The sequence below is a fragment of the Corallococcus sp. 4LFB genome (assembly GCF_046520365.1).
GTDB classification, from domain to species: Bacteria; Myxococcota; Myxococcia; order Myxococcales; family Myxococcaceae; genus Corallococcus; species Corallococcus caeni.
Window position 1 is genome coordinate 1 of record NZ_JBKGHJ010000076.1, and the last position, 22,565, is coordinate 22,565.

The following is a 22,565-nucleotide window of genomic DNA, read 5'->3' on the forward strand; positions in this document are numbered from 1 at the left end:
CGCATGAGTCCGGCGGAGCACGCGGCGGCGCGGCGGCTGCTGCTCCAGCTGGTGACGGCGGAGGGCACGCGCATCGAGCGTGGCGCGGAGGACCTCGCCGATGCGTCGGATGACACGTCCCGCGCGGCGCTGCGCGTGCTCGTGGAAGGGCGGCTGCTGCACACGCGCACCGTGAACGGCCTGCCGCGCTGGGAGATCGCCCACGAGTCGCTCATCCGCAGCTGGGGCACGCTGCGCGACTGGCTGGACGACGACATCGGGCACCGGGTGCTGCGCAAGCGCGTGGAGGCGGCCAGCGCGGAGTGGGACCGCCTGCGCCGCGCCAGCGAGGCCCTGTGGGGTCAGCGCCAGCTGGACGAGGTGCGGCTCCTGGAGCCCGCCACCCTGGGCTCCCGGGAGCAGGCCTTCCTGCGCGCGTCCCACCGGGCCGTGCGGCGCGCGCGCTGGGGACGGGGGCTCACCGCGCTCGTGCTGGCGCTCGCCGTCCTCGCGTCCTACGGCGGCCTCAAGCTCCAGGCGTACCTGGAGGACTCGCGCTTCATCGCCGCGGAGCTGGGCACCGCGAAGGAGGCGCTGGCCTCGGGCCGCACCTTCGCCGCCCGGGCGCTCGCGAGCCGCGAGGAGGCGCTGGCGATGTTCGACGGCCGGGCGCCCTCCTCGCTGGGCCCGGAGACCGCGACGGACGCCACGGGGCTTCGCAGCGCCGCGGAGAAGCGGTGGACGGAGACGCTCGCGCTGCGCGACCAGGCGGAAGCGGCCTTCACCCGCGCCAGCCGGAGCCTGGAGCGCGGCCTGGACCGGGACCGCCACCACGCCGACACGCGCCGGCTCATCGCGGCGGTCCTGTCCGAGCGGGTGCTGCTGGCGGAGGCCTTCCACCAGCGCCACGAGCGCGACGCCTGGCTGCAACGCCTGGAGCAGGAGGTGGACGCCACCAAGGAGGGCGCGGCCTGGCTGCGGCGGTTCCAAGAACCCGCGGAGCTGACGTTCGAGAACCTGCCGTCCGGCGCCCGCGTGTCCCTCTCGCGCGTCATCCGGAGCGAGGGGCCGTTCCGCCGCGAGGCCCTGCCGGACACCGGCACCTCGTCGCGCTTCGTCCTGCCGGAAGGCTCCTACCTGGTCCACGTCACGCAGCCAGGGCGCGTGCCCGTGGACGTCCCGGTGTTCCTCACGCACGGCGCCCGGGAAGCGCTGCGCCTGACGCTCCCCACCCAGGTGCCCGAAGGGTACGTCTACATCCCGCCGGGGTGCTTCCTCCTGGGCAGCGCAGAGCCGGAGGTGGTGCGCCGCTTCACCTTCAGCCCGCCGATGCATCGCTACTGCCTCACCGGCGGCTACCTGGTGGGCCGCGACGAGGTGACGTTCGGCGACTGGCTGACCTACCTGGAGGACCTGCCCCCGGACGCGCCCGCGCGGAGGTTCCTGGAGCAGCCGCACTTCGGCGACGGAGGCACCATCACGCTGCGGTGGCGGCAGGGCACGGGCTGGGTCTTCACCTTCCACCGCACGCGCGAGGAGTTCCGCACCGCGAAGGAAGGCGAACCCCTGCTCTACGCGGAGCGCACCCGGCACGCGAGCGTGGACTGGAAGCAGCTCCCGCTGTCCGGCGTGTCCGCGCAGGACCTGGAGGGCTACTTCTACTGGCTGCACCGGACGAAGCGGCTGCCCGGCGCGCGCCTGTGCGGCCAGCACGAATGGGAGTACGCGGCCCGGGGCGCGGACGGACGGCGCTATCCCCACGGCGACCAGCTCCAGCCGGACGACGCCAACATCGACGCGACGTATGACCGGCGGCCGTTGGCCTTTGGCCCGGACGCGGTGGGGACGCATCCCGCGTCGGTGAGCCCCTTCGGCCTGCACGACATGGCGGGCAACGCCTACGAGCTCACGCGCTCCGTGACGCCGGAGTTCGGCAGCGTCGTGCTGCGGGGAGGCTCCTGGTATTACGACTCGTTCGTCGCGGCGAGCGCCGACCTGTCCCCCGGCGACGCGACCGCGCGGGACGTGCGCAGCGGCGTGCGCGTCTGTGCCTCGTTCGACCCGCGTTGAGCGGGCTCTCAGCCAATCACGTACACGCGGTTCTGGATGCCGTCCTCGGTGACGTGGCGGCCCAGGCGCATCCCCAGCCGCTCCGCCACGCGGATGGACGCGACGTTGTTCGGGTGGATGATGGCCACCAGGGGCACGTGCGGCAGGTGCCGGGCCGCGAGCGCCAGCGCGACGCGGGACACCTCCGTCGCGTAGCCGGAGCCCCAGGTCTCGGGCGTGAAGCGGTAGGCGAGGTTCAGCACGCGCTGGCCCTCCAGCTCCTTGTGGCGCAGGCCCCCCAGGCCCACGACGACGCCGGGCGCGTCCAGCCGCTCCACCAGCCAGTAGCCCACGCCGTCGCGCGCCCAGTCCTCCAGCCAGACGCCCAGGATGCGGCGCGCGTCCTCCCGCGTCTGCATGTAGCCGCGGCGGCTGAACTGGTTCGTCGCCGGATCCGAGTGGAGGGCGAAGACCGCCTCCAGGTCGATTTCCCGGACGGCGCGCAGCAGCAGCCGTTCAGTGGTCTTGCGTTCGAAGTCCTGCTTCATGCCGGGCAGTCTACGTGAGCCACGCCCACTCCAGGTCGTCCAGGCCGGGGAGCCCGCCGGCCCATCGGCGCCGGGCGGTGAGCTCCTCGCGCCACGTCTCCCGGCCTCCCGGAAGCGGCCAGGCGCGAGACACGGTCCCCTTCGGGCCGGGAGTGAAGTTGAGCACCAGCATGCGGTTGACGCGGTCGACGGTCTCCGGCGTCGCGCCGGCGCGCAACTGGAAGTCCGCGCTGAACAGGGCGCCGTCCTCGCGGACGGAGCTCGCGGGACGCGGCGGGTCGATGAACGGCCACAAGCCCAGCAGCGGAGGCTCCACGCCTTCGAGCAGCGCCGCGTGAAGCCGGTCGTGCCCATCCAGCACCAGCCACTTCGCCAGGATGTCCACGTACATCAGCAGCACGGGCGGCAACGTCCCGTCCCTCGCGTGCTTGCGCCAGCTCTTCACGCGCCCGGCCTCGGGGGGTGAGGGCCCGCGCAGCCCGAGCACGGCGCCCGGCCGTTGTCCGGGTGCGTTCTCCCACCAGTCCTCCCTCCACACGCAGAGGTACCGCACCACGGCGGCCAGCGAGTGCGGTGGCATGGGAGGCTGGCCGAAGCCCCACTCCATGGGACTGACGGCGTGCCGCTCCGCCTGCTCCGCGGCAATGGCGCGCACGGGGCGCAGACACCAGTGCCCGGCGTGGAGCACCGGCAGCGGAGCCTCCACGAGCGCCCGCGCCAGCCGCCAGCTCCACTGCTCCCACCAGGCCTCGGAGCCGGAGGCGGCCTCCACGGTCCGGACCTCGGGCGCGGACAGCCGGGGCAGGAGCTCGGGAGGGGGCCGCGTGCCCCGGAGGAAGAGGGCGCGGTCCCAGTACGCGTCGATGCGGGTCCACAGCAGCGTCAGTCCCCCGCCGCGCAGGCGGAGGCGGTAGTCCGCGAGGGCCTCCAGGTGCAGCGCGGGCCGTTGTGCCCAGCGGCCCGTCGCGGGCACATGCAGCAGCAGCCCGGGGCCAGGGGTCTCCAGTCCCCAGCTCCGGGTGTCATCCGCGATGATGGAGACACCCGGGTGCATGCGCCGCGCTCCTCGTTGTTGCGCCCGACGTGAAGGGGCTCCTGGAGCGTACTCCGGGTGACGCCCCTCCCGCCGACCGCACGCCTGCCTTGCGGCCATGCAGGGACTGCCCGCTCCCCCCTGCCATCCCAGGACGGCCGCCCCCACCTTGAGGGCAGGAGGTGATGGGACATGGCGGACAGGATTCTCGAGAAGCAGCACGAGCACGAGCGAGAGCAGGAGCGCGAGCGGCTGCGCAAGCTGGAGCAGCAGGACCTGGAGGTGGAGTCGAAGCGCGGCGCCCGTCCCCTGGAGGGTTTCGCGGGAGGCCACACCACGTGGACCGGAGACCAGGACGACCAGGCCGCGGCCCGCGTGCACGCGGGTGACGCCGACGCGGCCCGGGAGGCCAGTGAGCGGCAGGCCCGGCTGGAGCCCGCCGAACCCCGGTCCGAGGACGAAGACGACTCCGGGCTGCGCCGCGAGTAGCGGTCCTTCAGCGCGCTTCCATGCCCCAGAGCCGGCGGGTGAATGGGCCGCCGTGAACCGCCGTGCTCAGGGCGCGCAGTAGCGCAGCGACCGCAGCGTGTAGGACCGGGGATTGTCGGTGGCGTTCATCAGGAGGGCGCCCATCCAGGAGCCCGGCAGCTCATGCATCAACACCCACTCGGCATGGCGATGCAGGGGCATGGCAAGAGCTCCGGGGGTCCAATCCGTCACGACGCCTGACGGGCTCCTGCCCCAGAGCCGTCCCTCGTAATTGAAGAACGTGTCCTGGCCCGGGACCGGTGTGTAACGCATGGACATCCAGGCCACCTGAAGCCCGCGTGACGTCACCGTGGCCCCCAGCCATGCGGACTCACTGGGTGTCGTGGGCGTCAGCGTTTCCAGGGCGCCATCGCTGAACAGGGCTCGCATCTGCTGAAGCAGTGGGTTGGCGACTCCGGTGGCGCGAAGGAGCAGCATCGGCTCGCCCGAGGGGCTTTCCGGCGTGGGGGGCGACAACAGCAGCCTGGGAGTGGACGCATACCCCGTGGTGAGGGTGCGCTCCTCCCCGAGCAGGGAGAGACTGGAGTCATAGCGTCTCAGCCGGATGCGCTCTTCGTCGGCCACGCCCGCGCCTTCCACGGCCAGCACGACGAAGCTTCCATCCCCAAGGCCCAGGACCTTCGGGCCGAAGAGCGAACCGCGCTCCTGCTCCGCCAGGAACAGGACCCGGGGCTCGGAGAGGACCTGGCCGTCCGCGTCCACCATCATGCCCAGCAGCTCACGGGCGTCACCGGTGGCGGGCGCGGAGGAGACCCAGGTCACCAGGCCATGACCGCCATCCGGGGAGAAGGCCATGCGGGCCGGTGCGTATTTCGCGGGCTGCTCGAAGATGAGGACTCCCGGCGGCTCGGTGAGCGGGGCTCCCTGTTCATCGACGGGAAGCAGCCGTCCCTGGGTGGAGTCGGAGGTCGACCCCTGTATCGAGTAGAAGAGCGCGAGCCCACGCGAGGTGCGCACCAGCTGTGCCGCCGTGGCGGGATCGACGCCCGTCGCGACCGGAATGACCGTCGTGCCGACAAGGGACAAGGCCGTGTCCAGCCGCAGGAGCTGGAGCTGCCCGGGACGGTCGGAGACGACCACCAGGAAGCCTCCGTCCACCGGGACACTGTCCACCATGCTCGAATACGGAGCCCACTGCATCGGGGCGACGTCGGCCCACGTCGCCGGATCCGTCACCCCATCGCAGTCATTGTCCAGGCCGTCGCAAAGCGTCTCCGTGGCCTCGTAGTCCGCGCCGTACGAGCGCGCGGTGCACACGGGCTCATAGGCGCCGTCCACCATGGCCCGCCTGGCTCCCGCGCAAACGCCCTGGGTCTTCTCGCAGGGCAGGGCCTCCGCTACGCCGCTGTCAGGCGTTCCCGCGTCATCCGTGACGCCCGCGTCGCTCCGGGTCCCCGCATCCCCCTGCGTGCCGGCATCCGGCACGGGCGTCGGAGGCATGGAGGAGGAACCACAGCCCGCGAGCACCAGAGCCAATGCCAATGCCAACCATCCCCACGACTTCATCGGTGATTGCATGGTCTTGGGTCTCAAGGGGCGCAGTAACGAAGTGAGTGGAAGGTGTAGGACGGAGGGTCCTCCGTGGCGGTCCTCAGGAGCGCTCCCATCCACTGGCCCGGCAGCTCATGCAGCCGCACTGCGGCGCCCTGAAGAGAGATGGACAGGGGCATGGAGCCCGGAGTCCAATCCGTCATGACGCCAGACGGGCCCAAGCCCCAGAGCCGTCCCATCCAGGGACTGAGGGGCGCCGCCGGGGGGTTCTCCGGGAAGGCCGTGGAGAGCCAGGCCAGTTGGAGCCCCCGGGAGGTCACCGTGGCGCCAAGCGCGGAGGACTGACTCCACGTCGTGGGCGTCAGCGTCTCCGACATCTCCGGTGCGAAGAGTGAGCGCAGCTGATGGATCCGGGGCGTGGGGCCATCCGCTTCGCGGTAGAGCAACACCGGCTCCCATCCGCCGCCATCGTCCCCTGGCGCCATCAGCAGCTCGGGAATGGCCATGTACGCCACGGGGAAGCTTCGCTCTTCTCCCACGGGGCCCAGCTCGCGGTCCCAACGCCGCATCCGGAACCACGACTTTTCGCGCACCCCACCATCCTCGTGAATCGTGACCAGGAAGCCCCCATCCTTGAGGCCCAGCACCTCGGGTGAGGAGAAATGGAAGGCGTCCGATTGGAACAACACCCGGGGCTCGGCCAGGACCGCTCCGTTCGCGTCGACGATCATGCCCCGCACCTCACGGTCATCGAGGAGGTCCACGGTCCAGACCACGGCAATCCGCGCCCCATCCACGGATACAGCCACGCGCGCCGAGCCCCCCCAGCCCCCCCAATTCCGGGCCTGCTCGAACAGAACGACGCCTTCGGGAGGGCCGAGCGGAACGCCCTGCTCATCCAGTTGCACGAAGTGCCCCTGAGCAAAGGCGCCCGACTGGAAATGATGCGCCGTGAAGTAGAGCGCCAATCCGCGCGAGGTGCGCAGCAACTGGGCCTGCGAGAAGGGCGATGAAGCTGCATCCAGCGGAATGAGCGATGAGCTTCGCAGGCTCAGGGACTCGTCGAGCTGGAGGACTTTGATGCCCTCCGAGCTGTCGACGTAGGTCATCAAGAAGCCCCCGGCCACGGGCAGGCTGTCCACTGAGTCATCGTCGGGCACGAACTTCGTCGGAGTGATGTCCGTCCACGTCGCTGGATCCGTCACCCCGTCACAGTCGTTGTCCAGGCCATCGCAAAGCGTCTCCGTGGCCTCGTAGTCCGCGCCGTACGAGCGCGCGGTGCACACGGGCTCATAGGCGCCGTCCACCATGGCCCGCCTGGCTCCCGCGCAAACGCCCTGGGTCTTCTCGCAGGGCAGGGCCTCCGCTACGCCGCTGTCAGGCGTTCCCGCGTCATCCGTGACGCCCGCGTCGCTCCGGGTCCCCGCATCCACCTGCGTGCCGGCGTCCGGCACGGGCGTCGGCGGCATGGAGGAGGAACCACAGCCCACAAGCCACAGGGCCAGCACCAACGACTTCATCCGCGATTGCATGTTCCCCCGCTTCCCAATGCCCAAACCCTATCACGCTGGCAATGTCCTACCCGCGCAGCACCGCCAGCCCGCGCAGGAAGTCCTCGGGCAGCGGCGACTCCACTTGAACGACGTGGCCCGTCGCGGAGGACGGCGCCTCCAGCCGCCACGCGTGCAAAGCCTGACGCCCCACCGCGAGCGCCGCCGGGTGCTTGCGCGCCTCCTCCGTGCCGTAGAGCGAGTCCCCCAGCACCGGGAACCCCGCCTCCGACAGCTGCACGCGAATCTGGTGCGTGCGCCCCGTGTCCAGGTCGATGTCCAGCAGCGCCCCCTCCCGGAAGCGCTCGCGCACCGTGAACGTCAGCGCCGCGCGCCGGGCGGAGGGCACGCGGGTGGTGAAGCGGCGCGGATCCTTCGGGTCCCTCGCGTAAGGCCCCTCCAGCCTCCCTGTGTCCGGCGGCCGGCCCAGCACCAGCGTCTGGTAGCGCTTGTCCACGCGCTTCTCCTGGAACGCTTTCAAGAGCGCCGCCACCGCGTCATCCGTCCGGGCCAATGCCAGACAGCCGCTCGTCTCGCGGTCCAGCCGGTGCACCACGCCCGGCTGCGCCACGCCCTCCACGTCGAACGGCGGGCACCGCGCCGCGAGCAGCCCCACCACCGACGCCGCCCGCCCCTCCGGCTCCACCACCAGCCCCGGCGGCTTGGCCACGATGACGAGCGCCGCGTCGTCGTACAGCACCGGCAGCTCCGGGCCTTCCACGGAGGCATGCGGCGACGGCCGGGGCCCGGGCGTCTCCAGCGTGAGTTCCTCGCCGCCCCACAGCTTGCGCGTCGCCTGCGCCTTCTTGCCCCGGATGCGCACGCGCCCCGCGTCCAGCAGCGCCCGGGCCCGCTCCGGCGTGAGGCCCGGGACGTGCTTCGTGAGGAACCGGTCGAGCCGCTCGCCGGCAATCTCCCGGGGAACCACGAGAACCTTGTGCCGCGTCATGCCCTTCCCCGTCTCTCAAGGCAGGCAGGGAGTCAACCACCGTGTAGGCGTGCGCCCACCGAGCACACGTCAGGGGTGCGCAGTAGAAAGGGGCCCTCCGTGGCCACCTCCCTGTTTTCCCGTTCGGGCTCTGCTCGGGCCCTGTCCCACCGCGACTTCACCCTGCTCTGGCTGGGCACGCTCGTGTCCAACATCGGCACGTGGATGGAGTCCGTCGCGCTGGGGGTCTACGTCACGCAGGTGACGGGGCAGGCCGCCTGGACGGGCGGGGTCGCGGCGCTGACGCACCTGCCCTCGCTGGTGCTCGCGCCCCTGGGTGGCGCGCTCGCGGACCGCTTCGACCGGCGCACCTTCATGGCCGTGTGCGTGTGCGTGCAGGCGCTCCTGGCCGCGTTGCTCACGGTGCTGGCCGGCACGGGGAACCTGTCGGTGCCGTGGGTGGCGGCCATCTCGCTGCTCAACGGCGCCTTCAGCACGCTGGTCATCCCCTGCGCCACGGCGCTCACCGTGGCCATCGTGCCCAAGGAGGACCTGCACAACGCGCTCAGCCTGGACTCGGCGCAGTTCAACCTGGGCCGCATCATCGGGCCCGTGCTGGCGGCGCTCGTGCTGACGAAGGTGGGCATCGCCGGGGCGCTCTTCGTCAACACCCTGTCCTTCCTCGCCGTGCTGCTGGCGCTCGCGGGCATGCGCGGCGCGGCGGCGAACGCCGTGCCCCCGAAGGTGGAGGCGCTGTGGGCCGGCATCCTGCGGGGCGTGCGCCTGGCGTGGACGGATCCGGGCATCGCGCTCGCGCTGGGCTCCGGGGCGCTGGTGGGCCTGCTCATCTCCCCCTTCGTGGGGCTGGTGCCGGTGTTCGCCCTGAAGGTGCTGGGCGGGGACGCGACCACCACGTCCATGCTGCTCACCGCGCAGGGGACGGGCGCGGTCATCGCGGCGTTCGGCTCCGGTGCCATCGCCGCGCGGATGGGGCGGCGGGCCTTCCTGGAGACCGCGCTGCTGCTCGTGGGGCTGTGCTCCGCCGCCTACTGGCTGTCCCCCACGCTGCCGGTCGCCCTGGTGACGCTGTTCATCCTGGGCGCGGTGTACCTCGTCGCCTTCACCGGCCTGAAGACGGTGTGCCAGGCGCGCACGCCGCCGGAGCTCCAGGCGCGCGTGAGCAGCCTGTTCCTGCTGCTGGTGAACGCGGGCTACATCCTGGGCGTCTGGGGCCAGGGCGCGCTGGCGGACCGGGTGGGCGTGCGGCCCATCACCGCGGGCTGCGCCCTGCTCTTCTTCGGCATCGTGGTGGGGATGCGGACCCTGCGCTCCCGGGGCCTGGCCGCGCTGGGCACCTGAGCGCTCAGCTCCCCGCGGGCGCCTTCACCGGCAGCAGCGCCAGCACGCGCCCGAGGATGGCGACGCCCTCCTCGTACTCCGGCAGGTCGATGTGCTCGTTCGGCGTGTGGTCCAGCGCCGCGTCGCCGGGGCCGTAGGCCACCGTGGGCACGCGCCACGCGGAGGCCACGGTGTTCCAGTCGGACGTGCCCGTCTTCAGGCGCAGCGTGGGCTTCACGCCGCGCTCGCGGAGGGCCTGCTTGAAGACGCGGGAGAGCGCGTCGTTGCCGTTCGTGGACACGGCGTCCTTGCGCGCCACGGTGCGCACCGTCACGGTGGGCACGGTGGCCAGCGCCGCGAGCAGGGCCCCGGTGTCCGTGGACGGGCCGGTGCGGATGCTCACCGCGGCCGTGGCCCACTCCTCCGTCTGCGTGGCGCCGGTGTGGAAGGCGTTGAGGGAGGGCAGGTTCTGCTCGAAGAGGGACGGCCGCTCGCGGTTCCAGTCGTCACACAGCCGCTTGAGCGCGTTCCACGCGTCGATGACGTGCTCGGCGGCGGCGCGGTAGTCGCGGCTCGCGGTGTGGCGGCGGCTGGCGCGGTGCTCCAGGTCCAGGCGCAACAGCCCCTTGTAGCCGATGGTCACCGCGTGCGCGCCGCTGGGCTCGCCGTTGATGACGAAGTCCGGGGCGTACTGCTCGCGCACGTGCAGGGCGCCGCGCGTGATGGCGACCTCCTCCTCCACGCAGCCCAGCAAGAGGAACTGCTTGCCGGCGCGCTCCGCGTCGTCCAGCAACTCCACGGCTTCGATGAACGCGCACAGGGGGCCCTTGGCGTCCACCGCGCCCCGGCCGTAGAGCTTCTGGCCCTCCAGCCGCACGGGCACCTCCCCGGGCACGGTGTCGATGTGGCCCAGGAACGCGATGACGGTGTCCCCGTCCCCGTAGCGGGCGACGGCGTTGCCCACGGCGTCGGTGTGCGCCCGCCAGCCGCGAGCGCCCAGCCGCTCCACCAGCGCCGCGGCGAAGGAGGCTTCCTGGTGGCTGGGGCTGTACTGCTCCACCATCCACCGCAACAAGTCGACGCCCGGCTCACGCGCCCGCATCCGCCCCGCCTTTGTCCCGAAGGGTGAACTTCGTGCCGCCCGCCTCCTCCAGCGCGGAGAACACCGGCCGCGCCACGCGCGACGCGCTCACGTACGCGGCAGGGACTCCGCCCTCCAGCGCCCGGCGCACGGCCTCCAGCTTGTAACGCATGCGTCCGCCCGCGAGCGGCATGCAGCCCTCCACGTCGTCGCTCGCGCGCACCAGCGTCGCGGGGTCCTTCGGATCCGCGAGCAGCCCCGGCACGTTGGAGAGGATGATCAGGGCTCTGGCGCCCAGCGCCGCCGCGATGGACGACGCCACGTGGTCCGCGTCCACGTTCACGAGCACGCCGTCCTCCGTCACCGCCGGAGGACACACGACGGGCACGTAGCCCCCGTCCAGGAGCGTCCCCAGGAGCGCCGCGTTCACCACCGAAACCTCACCGGCCAGGTGCTCGCGGTCGATGCGCATCCGCCCGTCGGCGCCTTGCAGCTTGAGCGGCGGGCGCCTGCGCGCGGTGAGCACGCGGCCGTCCGCGCCGCACAGCCCCAGCGCGGTGACGCCCTTCGCGAGCAGCGCCAGCACCACGGCCTTGTTCACCTCCCCCACCCACGCCATGGTGAGCGCGCGCAGCGTGGGCGCGTAGGTGAGGCGCACGACGTTGCCGTTCGCGGTGGTCGCCTCCGGGCGCTCCATGCCCAGCGCGCCCAGGAGCCGCTCACCGGCCTCCGAGCCGCCGTTGACGACGACGACGCGCTCGCCCTGGCGGACGAGCTCCACCACGTCCGCGCAGACGTTCTCCAGGTCCACGCCCGCCGCGCCGCCAATCTTCACGACGACGGGGCGGTGGGCGGAGGCGGCGGGGTTCGCGCTCATCCGATGACGCTCGCGCCGCCGTCCACGAGCTGCACGGTGCCGGTGATGAAGGACGCGCGTTCACTGGCGAGGAACACCGCCGCGGCGGCGAACTCCTCCGGGAGGCCCACGCGCTTGAGCGGGATGTGGGCGCCCATGGCGCGAAGCCCCGCCTCCACGTCGCCCGCGTTGCCGGCGGTGCGCTCCACGGGCGGCGTGCGCATGTAGCCCGGCGCCAGCACGTTGACGGTGATGCCGCTGTCACCCAGCTCCTGGACCAGCGCGGCGGAGAAGCCGACGATGCCCAGGCGGGCGAAGCCGGACAACGCGAAGCGGGCCACCGGCCGGACCACCGTCTCCGAGGTGATGAACAGCACGCGTCCCCAGCCGGCCTTCTTGAGGTGGGGCAGCGCCGCGAGCGCCAGGGAGATGGGCGGCAGGAGCACCGCGTCCGCCGCGCTCCGGTACGCGTCCACGCCGAAGGTGGAGGCCGGGCCCGGAGGCGGGCCACCGCTGTTGGTGACGACGACGTGCAGCGCACCCAGCTTCGCCACCACGTCGTCCACCCAGCGGCGCACGTCCGCGTCATCCTTCACGTCCACGCGCGTCGCCAGCACGCGGCCACCGCGCGCCACGGCCTTGAGCCGCGCTTCGGCCTGGGCCAGCCGGTCCGAGTCCCGGGCGCCGATGGCGACATGCGCGCCTTCCTTCGCCAGCTCCTCCGCGACGGCGAGCCCCAGTCCGCTGGAGCCTCCAGCGACGAGCGCGACCTTGTTGGCGAGTCCCAGTTCCATCCGCATCCCTCCAGAAGTTGGCGCCAACCGCGCCCGAGTGAAGCCACCATCCGTCACCGAACCGCGTATTCACGGGTCGCGGCGCTCCAGCCGCCCCCGCATGACCTCTGCTCCGCTGACCATCCCCACGCGCCGGACCCCGCCCGGTGCGCTCCCAACCCGTCCCACCGACATCCGCCACCTGGATGAAACGGCAGTCGCCCGCCGCAGTGCACCCAAACCTGTCCGACGGTCCGACAGGTTTCCGCTGCTCGGCCGGGCCGACAGCCTCCCGCCCCGGTCCTTCAAAACCTGTCCGACTGTCCGACAGGTTTCCGCCGCCCGGATGGAGCGGGCCTTCCAGCGAGGCCCTCCAAACCTGTCCGATGGTCCGACAGGTTTTCGCTCCCTGACAGAGCAGCGCCCCCGGCTGCGGCTCCCCAATCGGTCCGACTGTCCGACAGGTTTTCGAGGCTCAAGCGGAGCGGCGGCGCCCGAAGCGCGGCTCTCCAACCGGTCCGACTGTCGGACAGGTTTCCGAGGCTTGGATGGGGCAGCCATCCCCAGGCGCGGTTGTCCCAACTGGTCCGACTGTCGGACCAGTTCGTGCGGTTCGCCGCCGCCGGGCAGGCCCCAACGGTTTCTCGCCTTCTCATCCATGGGAACAGGCTTCATGGCCGAAGGCTCAGTGCCGGGTCTCCACGCCCGCCGCGTCCGGCGCGGCCCCTCCGACAGGCGCGCGCCTTGCACCACTGAAGTACCCGTACTTCGCCATCAGCGGCCACGCGAGCGCCACGGTGAGCGCCTTCGCTCCGGAGGCCAGTTCGCCCCTCCACGCGTCGTCCTCACCGCGCAGGAGCGTGGGGCCGCTGCGGAAGCGGTCCGGGTTGCCGGTGACGGTGTGGTTCTTGCCCAGCACCACCGTGCGGCCCTTCACCGGGTTCTGCGCGCGCGGCACGCCCACCAGGTCCAGCACCGTGTCCACGGCGCGGTCCGGCGCGGCGATGAAGTCCTCGTAGCGCAGGAAGAGCGACTGGCCGGGGAACCTGCGCGTCACCTCCTCCGACGCGGCGTTGAAGCCCAGCCAGTACGCCGTGCTGCGCGCCGCGGACATGGGGACGACGTACTGCTTCGTCTTCGTCCACGAGTGCGTCACCGCGCGCGGGTCCCGCACCAGGTGCAGGTACAGCGGCCGGATGCCCTCCACGCGCGGCAGCAGCGCCGCCTCGGAGGGGAACTTCCCGCTGTCCACCAGCACCGTGCTCCCCGTGGCCCGAGCGATGGTGCGGTACGTGCGCGCGAGGAAGTCCGCGTGCGCCTGCAGCGCCTGCGAATCCCCCGCCTCGTCCAGCACGCGCAGCGTGTGCCGGGTGCGCACGGCGGCCTGCTGCCGCTTCACCACCGCTTCCGCGTGCGCCTGGGGCGTCAGGCCCGCCGGCAGGTCGGAGGTCAGCACCGTGTTCCAGATGCCGCAGTCCACCAGCTGCTGGCCGCAGCCGCACAGCGTGTTGGAGCCGTTCCCGTACGCGTTCTTCCACAGGAAGCTCAGCTCCCCCACGTGGAAGAAGCCCGGCACCTCGTTGAGCACGTTGCCCAGGATGGTGCTGCCGCTGCGGCACCAGCCGGTGATGTAGAGGACCGTGAGCCGCGCGCCATCGCCCTTCGCGCTCGCGGTGGCCATCAGGTCAGCGACGCCACGAAGAAGTGGGTGGGCAGGTGCACCGCGAGCGTCGTGTAGACCTCGCCGTAGGCCGCCAGCCCCTCGCGCGGGAAGATGCCCGGCGGCGGCTCCGCGAACCGGATGACCGACCGCTGGCTGTCATACAGCGTCGCCGCGGCGGTGAAGTCCCCCACGATGATGGTGCCCGGGTTCACCATGCGCGTGCGGCACAGGCGGATGCCCATGGCGGCCAGGTCCGACAGGAGCGACTGCTGGCCCACCAGGTGCTCGTAGAAGTCCAGCGAGTTGATGACGATGCCGTCCGCGGACCCGCCCATCTGCTCCACCTGCGCGCAGGCGTTGAGCAGCGAGGCCACCGCGTTCTTCTTCGCCGGCAGCCGCACGATGCCCGGCGTGTGCAGCAGGCCCCGCACGCCGTCCCCGCCCTTGCCGATGCACAGCGCCTGGTTCTCCGCCGTGTTCAGGCGCACCAGCAGCCGGAAGTCGATGAACTGCGCCAGCGACTGCGAATCCTCCAGCAGGTTGCGCGGCACCTGGATCCACGCGCGCGTGGGCTTGAGCGCCTGCGTGTCCTGGTGGAACTCGAAGCCCGCCTCCGGCCGCAGCTCCACGTCCTGCACCGGCCCGGTGGGCTTCGCCTGCGGGTGCGTTTCGTACCAGAAGGGCACCGGGTCGCGCTCCGCCCTGGCCGTCTTGAACATGCCGCGCACCGCGATGCGCGGACGGCGCTTGAAGCCGGGGAACGCGTCCACGATGGACGTGTCGTAGTCCACGTGCGCCTGCGTGCCGTGCTGCTGGACCGCGGCCGCGAACGCCGCGCCGGGAGACAGCGACACGTCCGCCTTCGATTTCGTGCTCAGGATGCTCATGGCGTGAGGCTCCTTGGAGTCAATGCTGTCTAGAGCGGATGCAGGCCCCGGAAGCCCAGGCCTTCGGTCTCCGGACGGCCCAGCATCAGGTTCAGCGCATGCACCGCCGTGCCGGCGGCGCCCTTCACCAGGTTGTCGATGGCGGCGTTCACCACGATGCGGCCCCGCTCCGCGTCCACGTCCACCGCCAGGTCGCAGTGGTTCGTACCCAGCAGCGGCCCCGGCTCCGGGAACGGCGACAGGGACGCGCTGGGGCGCAACAGCCGCACGAAGGGCTTCTCGCGGTAGCGCGTGGCGATGGCGCGCACCACCTCCGCCTCCTCCACCGGCCGCGCCGCGAAGGCGTGCACCGTCGCCAGGATGCCGCGCACGCCCGGCACCGCCGTGGCGCTGAAGTGGATGGTGGGCTTCTGGCCGGTGACGTGCTCCACCACGCCCTCCAGCTCCCCCGTGTGCCGGTGGCCCACCGGCTTGTAGCAGCGCAGCGCGTTCGCGCGCTCCGGGTGGTGCGAGGAGCGGTCCGGCGTGGAGCCCCCTCCGGACGACCCTGTCTTCGCGTCCACCACCAGCACGTCCGGGCGCGCGAGCCCCGCGTGCAAGAGCGGCAGCAGCGCCAGCAGCCCCGCGTGCGCCATGCAGCCGGGGATGGCGACGTGGCGCGCGTTCGTCAGCGCCTCGCCCATCCACTCCGGCAGGCCATAGACGAACGCGGGCACGTCGTCCGGGCGCGGGTGCTTGCCGTACCAGCGCGCGTGCCCCGCGGCGTCCAGGCGGAAGTCCGCGCTCAGGTCCACCACCCGCTCCGCCAGCCGGCTCACCTTCTGCCAGCGCAGGAGCAGCTCCCCCTGCGGCAGGCAGCTCACCAGCACGTCGCAGGACGCCAGCGCGTCGTGCGGCGTGTAGCGCAGCGTCCCCGCCCCGCGCAGGTGCGGGTGCGGGAAGTCCAGGCGCTTGCCGGCGAACTGGCCGGAGGTGGCCTGCACCACCTCCACGGCCGGGTGCCCCAAGAGCAGGCGCAGGACCTCGCCGCCGGTGTAGCCCGCGGCGCCCAGCACCGCCACGCGCACGCTCATCGCGGGGCTCCGCCAGCACCGGAGACGACGTACTCCGCGATGAGGTCCGGCAGGGGGACCCCCGTCTCGTCGATGCTGCGCGCGAACTCCACGCAGTGGTTGATTTCGTTGACGTAGAGGTCGCCGCCGCGCGTCTCCAGCAGGTCCACCGCCACCATGTCCCCGCCCACCGCGTCCGCCGCGGCCTCCGCCAGCCTCGCGTGCGCCGCCGGCACCTCGTAGCGCTCCGGCACGGCGCCGCGCGCGGTGTTGGTGATCCAGTGCTCGGAGCGCCGCCGCAAGCCGCCCACCGCGCGGCCGATGACGTAGACGCGCAGGTCGTAGCCCGGCTTGTCCACGTACTCCTGCACCAGCGCCACGTGGTCCTGCGCGCCGCCGGTGCCGAAGCGCGTGGACAGCACGCCCTCGGCCGCGGTGCGCGAGTCCAGCCGGGCCACCATCCGGCCCCAGCTCCCGAGCACGGGCTTGGTCACCACCGGGTAGCCCTTCGCATCAATCGCCTCCAGGCACGCGTCCTCGTCGAAGGCCACGAACGCCCACGGCATGGGCACGCCCCTGGCGGCCAGCGCCGCGCTGGTGAGCGCCTTGTCCCCGCACAGGGAGATGGTCCGCGCGCTGTTGAGCACGCGCAGCCCCTTCAGCTCCAGGAACGTGGCCAGGTAGCGCGCACGCGTGAAGGACATGCTGCGCATCAGCACGGTGTCGGCCTCCGTGACGCGCTGCCGGTCCATCGACAGCACCATCCCGGAGTCCTGCACCAGGTTGACGGCGCAGTCGCGCCTGCGCAGCGCCTCGAGGAGGAGCTTCTCCTCGGTGCGCACGCGCGTATAGACGAGGTCGACCTTGCGCATGGCGCGGGGCTACTCCCCCCAGTCTTCCTCGACCTCGGGCGCTTCCTCGAGCCGGAGGGGGTTCACGCCCACCACCTCCAGCTCGGCGGAACAGCCGTCACAGGAGAGCACCTCGCCCACCAGCCGGTTGCCGCCGGGCACCGGCTGCGCGCACAGAGGGCACTGGTTCGGCGTCACGGACTCCGTCATCGGATTCTGGACCTGCATGTCAGTCCCTCCTCGGTTCGAATCCCACGGCAAACACCGGGGTTCTTGGGAGCACTCCCAGGATGCGCTCGGCCACCTGCCCGCCCTCCAGCCCATGGCCCTTGAGCAAGGCCTCGTGCGAACCGGCGCGCGAGTCGTACCGGTCCTGGATGCCCACGCGCAGCACACGCCGCCGCAGGTCCAGCGAGCACACCGTCTCACACACCGCGCTGCCCAGCCCGCCGAGCACGTTGTGCTCCTCCACGGTCACGAGCAGCCGCGTGCGCGACGCCGTCTCGCGCACCGCTTCTTCATCCAGCGGCTTGAGCGTGTGCACGTTGAGCACGCGCGCGGAGACGCCCTGCGCCTCCAGCAGCTTCGCGGCGTCCAGCGCCACGGACACGCCCACCTCGCCGTGCGCGAGCAGCCCCACGTCTTCGCCCTCGCGCAGCAGCGCGGCCCGGCCCAGCTCGAACGGCGGACGCTGGAGGTCCAGGCGGGTGACGCGGTTGCGGCCCAGCCGCAGGTACACCGGCCCCTCGTGCGCGAGCATCGCGCGCGTGGCCTGCACCGTCTCCAGGCCGTCCGCGGGCGACACCACCATGAGGTTGGGCATCGCGCGCAGCACGGCCAGGTCTTCGATGGCGTGGTGCGTGGGGCCGAAGAAGGCGCCCGCCACGCCGCCGTAGTCGCACACCAGCTTCACGTTGGCGCGCGCGTAGGCCAGGTTCAGCCGCACCTGCTCGCACGCGCGCATCACGCCGAACGCCGCGAAGCTGTGCGCGATGACGGTGTGCCCGCCGTGCGCCAGGCCACACGCCATGTCCAGCATGGTGGCCTCGCAGATGCCCAGGTTGAAGTAGCGCTGCGGGTGGCGCGCCTCGAACGGGTCCCCTCCGCCGCCCAGGTCCGCCTCCAGGAAGACGACGCGCGCGTCCTCCTCCGCGAAGCGCGCCGCCGCGTGCCGGAACACCAGCCGGCTGGACAGCTCCGGCCGCGCGGCGAGCCACGCCTCCGGCGCCTGGGCCAGGTCCACCGCCGGGGCAAGCGACGCGCTCACTGGCCGTCCTCCCCCATCGACGCGAGCGCCCGGCGCAGGTGGTCCGGGGAGAACACCGCGTAGTGCGGCCCCTTGCCCTTGAGCATCGGCACGCCCGCGCCCTTGCGCGTCCGGGCGACGACGGCGCGCGGACGGCCGCCCACGACGGGCGCCTCCAGCGCGGCGCACAGGGCGGGCAGGTCGTGGCCGTCCACCTCCAGCGACTGGAAGCCGAACGCGTCCAGCCGCTGCACCAGCGCCTCCTGCGACAGGATGGACTCGGTGGGCCCGTCGTTCTGCCCGCCGTTGCGGTCGATGATCAGCGTCAGGCCCGTGAGCTTGCGGTGCGACGCCACCTGGAGCGCTTCCCAGTTGGAGCCCTCGCCCATCTCCCCGTCGCCGCAGACGACGAAGGTGCGGTTGGGCGCCCCGCGCAGCGCGTGGGCCAGCGTCAGCCCCACGCCCAGCCCCAGGCCGTGGCCCAGGCTGCCGGTGGCGAACTCCACGCCCGGCACCGCCGCGTTGACGTGGCCGGTGAAGATGCTGCCGTCCGCGTTGTACTCGCGCACCAGCGTCTCCACGTCCACGAAGCCGAACTCCGCCAGCGCCGCGTAGAGCCCCGCCGCCGCGTGCCCCTTGGACAGGATGAGGTGGTCGCGCTCCGGGGCCCTGGGCGCGCGCGGATCCACGCGCATCACCCGGCCCAGCAGCGCCACCAGTATCTCCACCATCGACAGCGAGCCGCCCAGGTGACAGCCCGCCGGCGTCGCCGCCAGCCGCACGATGGTCTGACGGATGCGCTTCGCCCGCCGGGGCAGGAGCGCCAGCCCCGCGTCCGACGCGGCGCCCGAGGGCCCGTCACCGGGGCGGGCAGGCGTCGCCGGGCCGCCGGAGGCCGTGGGTTCATCTGGGGTCCGCGCGTCATGCGACAGCCCGGGGGTCGTTGGATTCGCCGAGAAAGTCATGCCCGTAGCGTCGCTGTTACAGCCTCGAAATCCGGCTGTTGTGAGACACCCTAGGAAATCGCATCATGCGCCGTCAACGCGGATTTTCTTAAGCTATAGACGCACGAGAAAAAACCGTCTTGCCCGGTAATCTCGCGGTGTTACACGCGCGGTACGGCAGGCATTCCCCGACTTCGCGGCAACCTGAGAGGACCTTCAAATGGGGCAGCGCTTCCATAACTCAGCGGCGTTGGAGAAGGGTTCGGAATACCGCCGAAAGGGTTGGTGGCGTGACACCACGGTGGTTGACGATCTGCGCCGCTGCGTCCAGGCGCACCCGGAGAAGACCGCGATCATCGCCGCACGGTATTTTTCCAAAGACATCACGCGGCTGACGTACGCGGAGCTGGCGCGATACATGGATCGTTTCGCGCTGGGCCTGCGCGAGCTGGGCGTGGGGCGCGAGGACATCGTCGCGGTGCAGCTGCCCAACGGGTGGCACTTCACGGCGCTGGCGCTGGCGTGCGCGCGGCTGGGGGCGGTCATCGCGCCCATCCCGCCGGACTACCGGCGGCGCGAGGTGGAGTTCATCCTGGGGCGCACGGAGGCGGCCGTGTACGTGGGGCCCACGTCGTGGACGGGGCACTCGCACCGGGACATGGCGCGTGACATCGCGGCGGCGCTGCCGTCCCTGCGCCACCGGGTGCTGCTCGGTAGCAACGCCGACCTCCAGGCAGGCGAGCGGGACTTCGAGCGCCACTTCGTCGAGCGGGAGTGGGAGCAGGAGGCGTCGCTGGAGGGCGTGGCCCCGGCGGCCGCGGACGACGTGTGCAACATCCTCTACACGTCCGGCACCACGGGCGAGCCCAAGGGCGTGGTGCATTCGCACAACACGAACTACGGCATCACGCGCGCGCTCTGCGACACGCTGGGCATCGACGGCACGGACGTGGTGGCGCTGCCGTCGCTGCTGACGGCCTCCACGGGGTTCACGTACTCGTACCTCATGCCCATGCTGCTGGGCGCCACGGCCCTCTACATGGACGTGGGCGACCCCGAGCTGACGCTCAGGCTCTTCGAGGAGCACGGCGTCACGTTCACCTACGGCATCCCCACGTACCTGATGAACCTCATCGCGTTGCAGAAGAAGCGCCAGCGGAACACGTCCTCGCTCCGGCAGCTGGCCACGGGCTCCATCCCGGTGCCGCCGCACCTCATCGCGGCGGTGCGCGAGGTGTTCGGCGTGCGGCTGCACACGCTGTGGGGCATGACGGAGAACGGCGCGGTCACCATCACGCGCCATGAGGACCCGCCGGACTGGCCCAGCCAGAGCGACGGGCGGGCAGTGGCGTGGATGGAGACGAAGATCGTCCCCGCGCTCGCGGAGGACGGCACGCCGTATCCGGACGGGACGGGGCGGCTGCTGGTGCGGGGCGCCAGCCAGTGCCTCACCTACTTCAAGCGCGACGACGTGTACGCCGCGGCGGTGGACGCGGAGGGCTGGTTCGACACGGGCGACCTGGCGCGCGACGACGGGCGCGGCGGCATCCGCATCGTGGGGCGGCTGAAGGACGTCATCTTCCGGTACGGGTACAAGATCCCCGTGGTGGAGGTGGAGTCCGCGCTGTACTCGCACCCGAAGGTGAAGGAGGTCGCCGTCGTCGCGCACTCGGACGACAAGATTGGCGGCGAGCGGGTGTGCGCCGTCGTCGTCGTGCGCGAGGGAGAAGCCCCGCCGACGCTCAACGAGCTGCGCGAACACCTCAAGCAGCAGGGCATGTCCAACCAGTACTGGCCGGACCGCCTGGACCTCATCGACGAAATGCCCAAGACGGCCACCGGCAAGGTGCGCAAGTACCTGCTGCGCGAGCGGATGAAGCCCGCGTGAGCGGACGGGAGCAACGGCCTTGAATCAGAGCCCTGAAGAGACCTCCACCCGCGACACGGAAGCGAAGCTCGCGGCGTGGTGGAAGGAGCTGCTGGGCGTGGAGGTCGTGCGCCCGGAGGACCACTTCCTGGAGATTGGCGGCAACTCCCTGATGGCCACGGTCCTGTCCAATCGCATCGAGAGCGAGCTGGGCGTGGAGGTGTCCATGGTGGAGCTGTTCGACACGCTCCGGGCCGTGGCCACGCTGTGCGACGAGCTGCTCCAGGAGCAGACCGCTTGAGCCGCGCCGCCCCATGAGGGCGGCCCCATCCCCGCCTTCCCCCCGAGCGCGACATGACGACCGAGCACCCCGGCCCCCCTTCCGCCCCCGCGCCGAAGTCCCCGGCGAGGTCCCGTCGTCGAGCGCCCCCCGTGGTGCCCGTCTCCCGCGACGCGCGGCTGCCCCTCTCCTTCGGGCAGCAGCGCATGTGGTTCATCGAGCAGCTCACGCCCGGAGGCATCTCCTACAACGTCCCGTACTTCGCGCGGCTCACCGGCGCGCTGGACGTCCCCGCGCTGGAGCGCGCCCTGGCCGTGCTGGTGGAGCGGCACGAAGCGCTGCGCACCACCTTCGCCGTCGTGGACGGCCAGCCGGTGCAGCGCATCGCGCCGTCGCTGTCCCTGCCGCTGGACGTGGAATCGCTGGAGGCGCTGCCCCCGGCCGAGCGGGAGCAGGCCCTGCGGCAGGCCGCGGAGGCGGAGGCGCGCGTGCCCTTCGACCTGGGCGCGGGGCCGCTGGTGCGCACGCGGCTCCTGCGGCTGGCGGAGGCGGAGCACGTGCTGCTCCTGATGCTGCACCACATCAGCTGCGACGGCTGGTCGCTCACGGTGATGGAGCGGGAGCTGCAAGCGCTCTACGCGGCCTTCCGCGCCGGCACGACGCCCGCGCTCCCCGCGCTGCCCGTGCAGTACGCGGACTTCGCGGTGTGGCAGCGCGAGTGGCTCCAGGGCGAGCACCTGGATGCGCAGCTGGAGTGGTGGCGGGGCCAGCTGTCGGGGCGCCCCCGCGCTGGAGCTGCCCACGGACCGGCCGCGGCCCGCCGCGCAGTCCACGCGCGGCGCGGTGCACCGCCACGCGCTTCCGCCGGAGCTGGGGAAGGCGCTGGAGGCGCTGTGCCGCAAGCAAGGCGTGACGCTGTTCATGGCGCTGCTGGGCGGCATGCACCTGCTGCTCTCGCGGCTCAGCGGCCAGGACGACCTCGTCATCGGGTCGCCCATCTCCGGCCGCACGCGCCAGGAGGTGGAGCCCCTCATCGGATTCTTCATCAACACGCTGCCCCTGCGCGTGCAGGGGGAAGGCTCGCTCGGCTTCGGGGAGCTGCTGCGCCGCGTGCGCAAGACGTGCCTGGACGCGTACGCGCACCAGGACGTGCCCTTCGAGCAGCTGGTGGACGCGCTCCAGCCCGAGCGCGACCTGAGCCGCCCGCCGCTGTTCCAGGTGTTCTTCACGCTCCAGCACTCGGCCGTGCCCGCGCTGGAGCTGGAGGGCTTGAAGACGTCCGAGCTGGACTTCGAGCCGGGCGTGTCGCGTATGGACCTCACCGTCTTCCTGCGCGAGACGCCGGAGGGGCTCGTGGGGCTCTGGGAGTACAGCACCGACCTCTTCGACGCGGCCACGGTGGCGCGCTTCGCGGAGCACTACACGCGCCTGCTGGAGGCCGCGGTCGCGGAGCCGGAGCGGCCCGTGGCCACGCTGCCGTTGATCAGCGAGGCGGAGCGCCAGCGCCTGCTGGAGCTGGGCACGGGAGCCGCCGTCCCCTACCCGCGCGAGGCGTCCCTGCCCGCCCTCTTCGCGGAGCAGGCCGCGCGCACGCCCGGCG

At 72.0% G+C, this 22,565-nt stretch carries 21 protein-coding genes and 1 pseudogene; 7 read left to right on the plus strand and 15 right to left on the minus strand.

Features of this window, described 5'->3' with window-relative positions:
• Positions 1–2,049, plus strand: a 2,049-nt coding sequence (locus ACLEQD_RS11150) for an SUMF1/EgtB/PvdO family nonheme iron enzyme (protein WP_410383494.1), incomplete at its 5' end; no start/stop codon positions are given.
• An 8-nt stretch (positions 2,050–2,057) separates the two neighbouring features.
• On the opposite strand, the gene ACLEQD_RS11155 is transcribed toward ACLEQD_RS11150, so the two are convergent.
• The gene (locus ACLEQD_RS11155) at positions 2,058–2,576 is read right to left on the minus strand and encodes a GNAT family N-acetyltransferase (RefSeq protein WP_410383495.1); all 519 of its coding nucleotides are present in this window, start codon (positions 2,574–2,576) and stop codon (positions 2,058–2,060) included.
• A gap of 10 nt (positions 2,577–2,586) precedes the next feature.
• Complete coding sequence (locus tag ACLEQD_RS11160; RefSeq protein ID WP_410383496.1) at positions 2,587–3,630, minus strand: hypothetical protein; 1,044 nt, start codon at positions 3,628–3,630, stop codon at positions 2,587–2,589.
• 171 nt (positions 3,631–3,801) lie between these two features.
• Between ACLEQD_RS11160 and ACLEQD_RS11165 the strand changes: the two genes are divergently transcribed.
• Positions 3,802–4,098 (plus strand): hypothetical protein, encoded by a 297-nt coding sequence (locus ACLEQD_RS11165; protein ID WP_410383497.1) that lies wholly within the window; start codon positions 3,802–3,804, stop codon positions 4,096–4,098.
• Between the two features lie 66 nt (positions 4,099–4,164).
• Here the strand turns inward: ACLEQD_RS11165 and ACLEQD_RS11170 are convergent, their stop codons facing one another.
• From ACLEQD_RS11170 to ACLEQD_RS11180, 3 genes are all read right to left on the minus strand, one after another.
• Positions 4,165–5,598 (minus strand): hypothetical protein, encoded by a 1,434-nt coding sequence (locus tag ACLEQD_RS11170; protein ID WP_410383498.1) that lies wholly within the window; start codon positions 5,596–5,598, stop codon positions 4,165–4,167.
• 89 nt (positions 5,599–5,687) lie between these two features.
• The gene (locus tag ACLEQD_RS11175; RefSeq protein WP_410383499.1) at positions 5,688–7,181 is read right to left on the minus strand and encodes a putative metal-binding motif-containing protein; all 1,494 of its coding nucleotides are present in this window, start codon (positions 7,179–7,181) and stop codon (positions 5,688–5,690) included.
• Between the two features lie 46 nt (positions 7,182–7,227).
• A complete protein-coding gene (locus ACLEQD_RS11180) occupies positions 7,228–8,148 on the minus strand; it encodes an RluA family pseudouridine synthase (protein ID WP_410383500.1) in 921 nt (306 codons plus the stop codon).
• A 99-nt stretch (positions 8,149–8,247) separates the two neighbouring features.
• On the opposite strand from ACLEQD_RS11180, the gene ACLEQD_RS11185 reads away from it, so the two are divergent.
• Positions 8,248–9,486 carry an MFS transporter gene (locus tag ACLEQD_RS11185; RefSeq protein WP_410383501.1) on the plus strand — a complete coding sequence of 413 codons (1,239 nt, stop codon included), beginning with the start codon at positions 8,248–8,250 and terminating at the stop codon, positions 9,484–9,486.
• A 4-nt stretch (positions 9,487–9,490) separates the two neighbouring features.
• Here the strand turns inward: ACLEQD_RS11185 and ACLEQD_RS11190 are convergent, their stop codons facing one another.
• The 10 genes from ACLEQD_RS11190 to ACLEQD_RS11235 all read right to left on the minus strand — a co-directional run bounded on the left by ACLEQD_RS11190 (position 9,491) and on the right by ACLEQD_RS11235 (position 18,839).
• Positions 9,491–10,567 carry a M20/M25/M40 family metallo-hydrolase gene (locus ACLEQD_RS11190; RefSeq protein WP_410383502.1) on the minus strand — a complete coding sequence of 359 codons (1,077 nt, stop codon included), beginning with the start codon at positions 10,565–10,567 and terminating at the stop codon, positions 9,491–9,493.
• Positions 10,554–11,423, minus strand: coding sequence for a [LysW]-aminoadipate kinase (locus ACLEQD_RS11195; protein ID WP_410383503.1), 870 nt, complete (start codon positions 11,421–11,423; stop codon positions 10,554–10,556). The genes ACLEQD_RS11190 and ACLEQD_RS11195 overlap by 14 nt, the downstream gene beginning before the upstream one ends.
• Complete coding sequence (locus ACLEQD_RS11200; RefSeq protein WP_410383504.1) at positions 11,420–12,196, minus strand: SDR family NAD(P)-dependent oxidoreductase; 777 nt, start codon at positions 12,194–12,196, stop codon at positions 11,420–11,422. Before ACLEQD_RS11200 ends, ACLEQD_RS11195 begins: the two co-directional genes overlap by 4 nt.
• A 664-nt stretch (positions 12,197–12,860) precedes the next feature.
• Positions 12,861–13,856 (minus strand): sulfotransferase, encoded by a 996-nt coding sequence (locus tag ACLEQD_RS11205; protein ID WP_410383505.1) that lies wholly within the window; start codon positions 13,854–13,856, stop codon positions 12,861–12,863.
• On the minus strand, positions 13,856–14,725 hold the full coding sequence (locus ACLEQD_RS11210) for a family 3 encapsulin nanocompartment shell protein (protein ID WP_410383506.1): 870 nt from the start codon (positions 14,723–14,725) through the stop codon (positions 13,856–13,858). The genes ACLEQD_RS11205 and ACLEQD_RS11210 overlap by 1 nt, the downstream gene beginning before the upstream one ends.
• A gap of 29 nt (positions 14,726–14,754) precedes the next feature.
• Positions 14,755–15,798 (minus strand): N-acetyl-gamma-glutamyl-phosphate reductase, encoded by a 1,044-nt coding sequence (argC, locus tag ACLEQD_RS11215; RefSeq protein WP_410383507.1) that lies wholly within the window; start codon positions 15,796–15,798, stop codon positions 14,755–14,757.
• Positions 15,795–16,649, minus strand: a complete 855-nt coding sequence (locus tag ACLEQD_RS11220) for a RimK family alpha-L-glutamate ligase (protein ID WP_410383508.1) — start codon at positions 16,647–16,649, stop codon at positions 15,795–15,797. The genes argC and ACLEQD_RS11220 overlap by 4 nt, the downstream gene beginning before the upstream one ends.
• Positions 16,650–16,658: 9 nt before the next feature.
• The gene (gene lysW / locus ACLEQD_RS11225; protein ID WP_120526648.1) at positions 16,659–16,856 is read right to left on the minus strand and encodes a lysine biosynthesis protein LysW; all 198 of its coding nucleotides are present in this window, start codon (positions 16,854–16,856) and stop codon (positions 16,659–16,661) included.
• Between the two features lies 1 nt (position 16,857).
• Positions 16,858–17,895, minus strand: a complete 1,038-nt coding sequence (locus ACLEQD_RS11230) for a transketolase family protein (RefSeq protein ID WP_410383509.1) — start codon at positions 17,893–17,895, stop codon at positions 16,858–16,860.
• Positions 17,892–18,839 carry a thiamine pyrophosphate-dependent enzyme gene (locus ACLEQD_RS11235; RefSeq protein WP_410383510.1) on the minus strand — a complete coding sequence of 316 codons (948 nt, stop codon included), beginning with the start codon at positions 18,837–18,839 and terminating at the stop codon, positions 17,892–17,894. Before ACLEQD_RS11235 ends, ACLEQD_RS11230 begins: the two co-directional genes overlap by 4 nt.
• Before the next feature lie 280 nt (positions 18,840–19,119).
• Here ACLEQD_RS11235 and ACLEQD_RS11240 point away from each other — a divergent pair, with 280 nt between their 5' ends.
• From ACLEQD_RS11240 to ACLEQD_RS11255, 4 genes and pseudogenes are all read left to right on the plus strand, one after another.
• Positions 19,120–20,706: an AMP-binding protein gene (locus ACLEQD_RS11240; RefSeq protein ID WP_410383511.1), complete on the plus strand. Its 1,587-nt coding sequence runs from the start codon at positions 19,120–19,122 to the stop codon at positions 20,704–20,706.
• 19 nt (positions 20,707–20,725) lie between these two features.
• Positions 20,726–20,986 carry a phosphopantetheine-binding protein gene (locus ACLEQD_RS11245; RefSeq protein WP_410383512.1) on the plus strand — a complete coding sequence of 87 codons (261 nt, stop codon included), beginning with the start codon at positions 20,726–20,728 and terminating at the stop codon, positions 20,984–20,986.
• Positions 20,987–21,171: 185 nt separating this feature from the next.
• A pseudogene (locus tag ACLEQD_RS11250) lies at positions 21,172–21,684 on the plus strand (condensation domain-containing protein); the annotation flags it as partial.
• 22 nt (positions 21,685–21,706) lie between these two features.
• On the plus strand, positions 21,707–22,565 hold an 859-nt coding region (locus ACLEQD_RS11255), incomplete at its 3' end, for a condensation domain-containing protein (protein ID WP_410383513.1).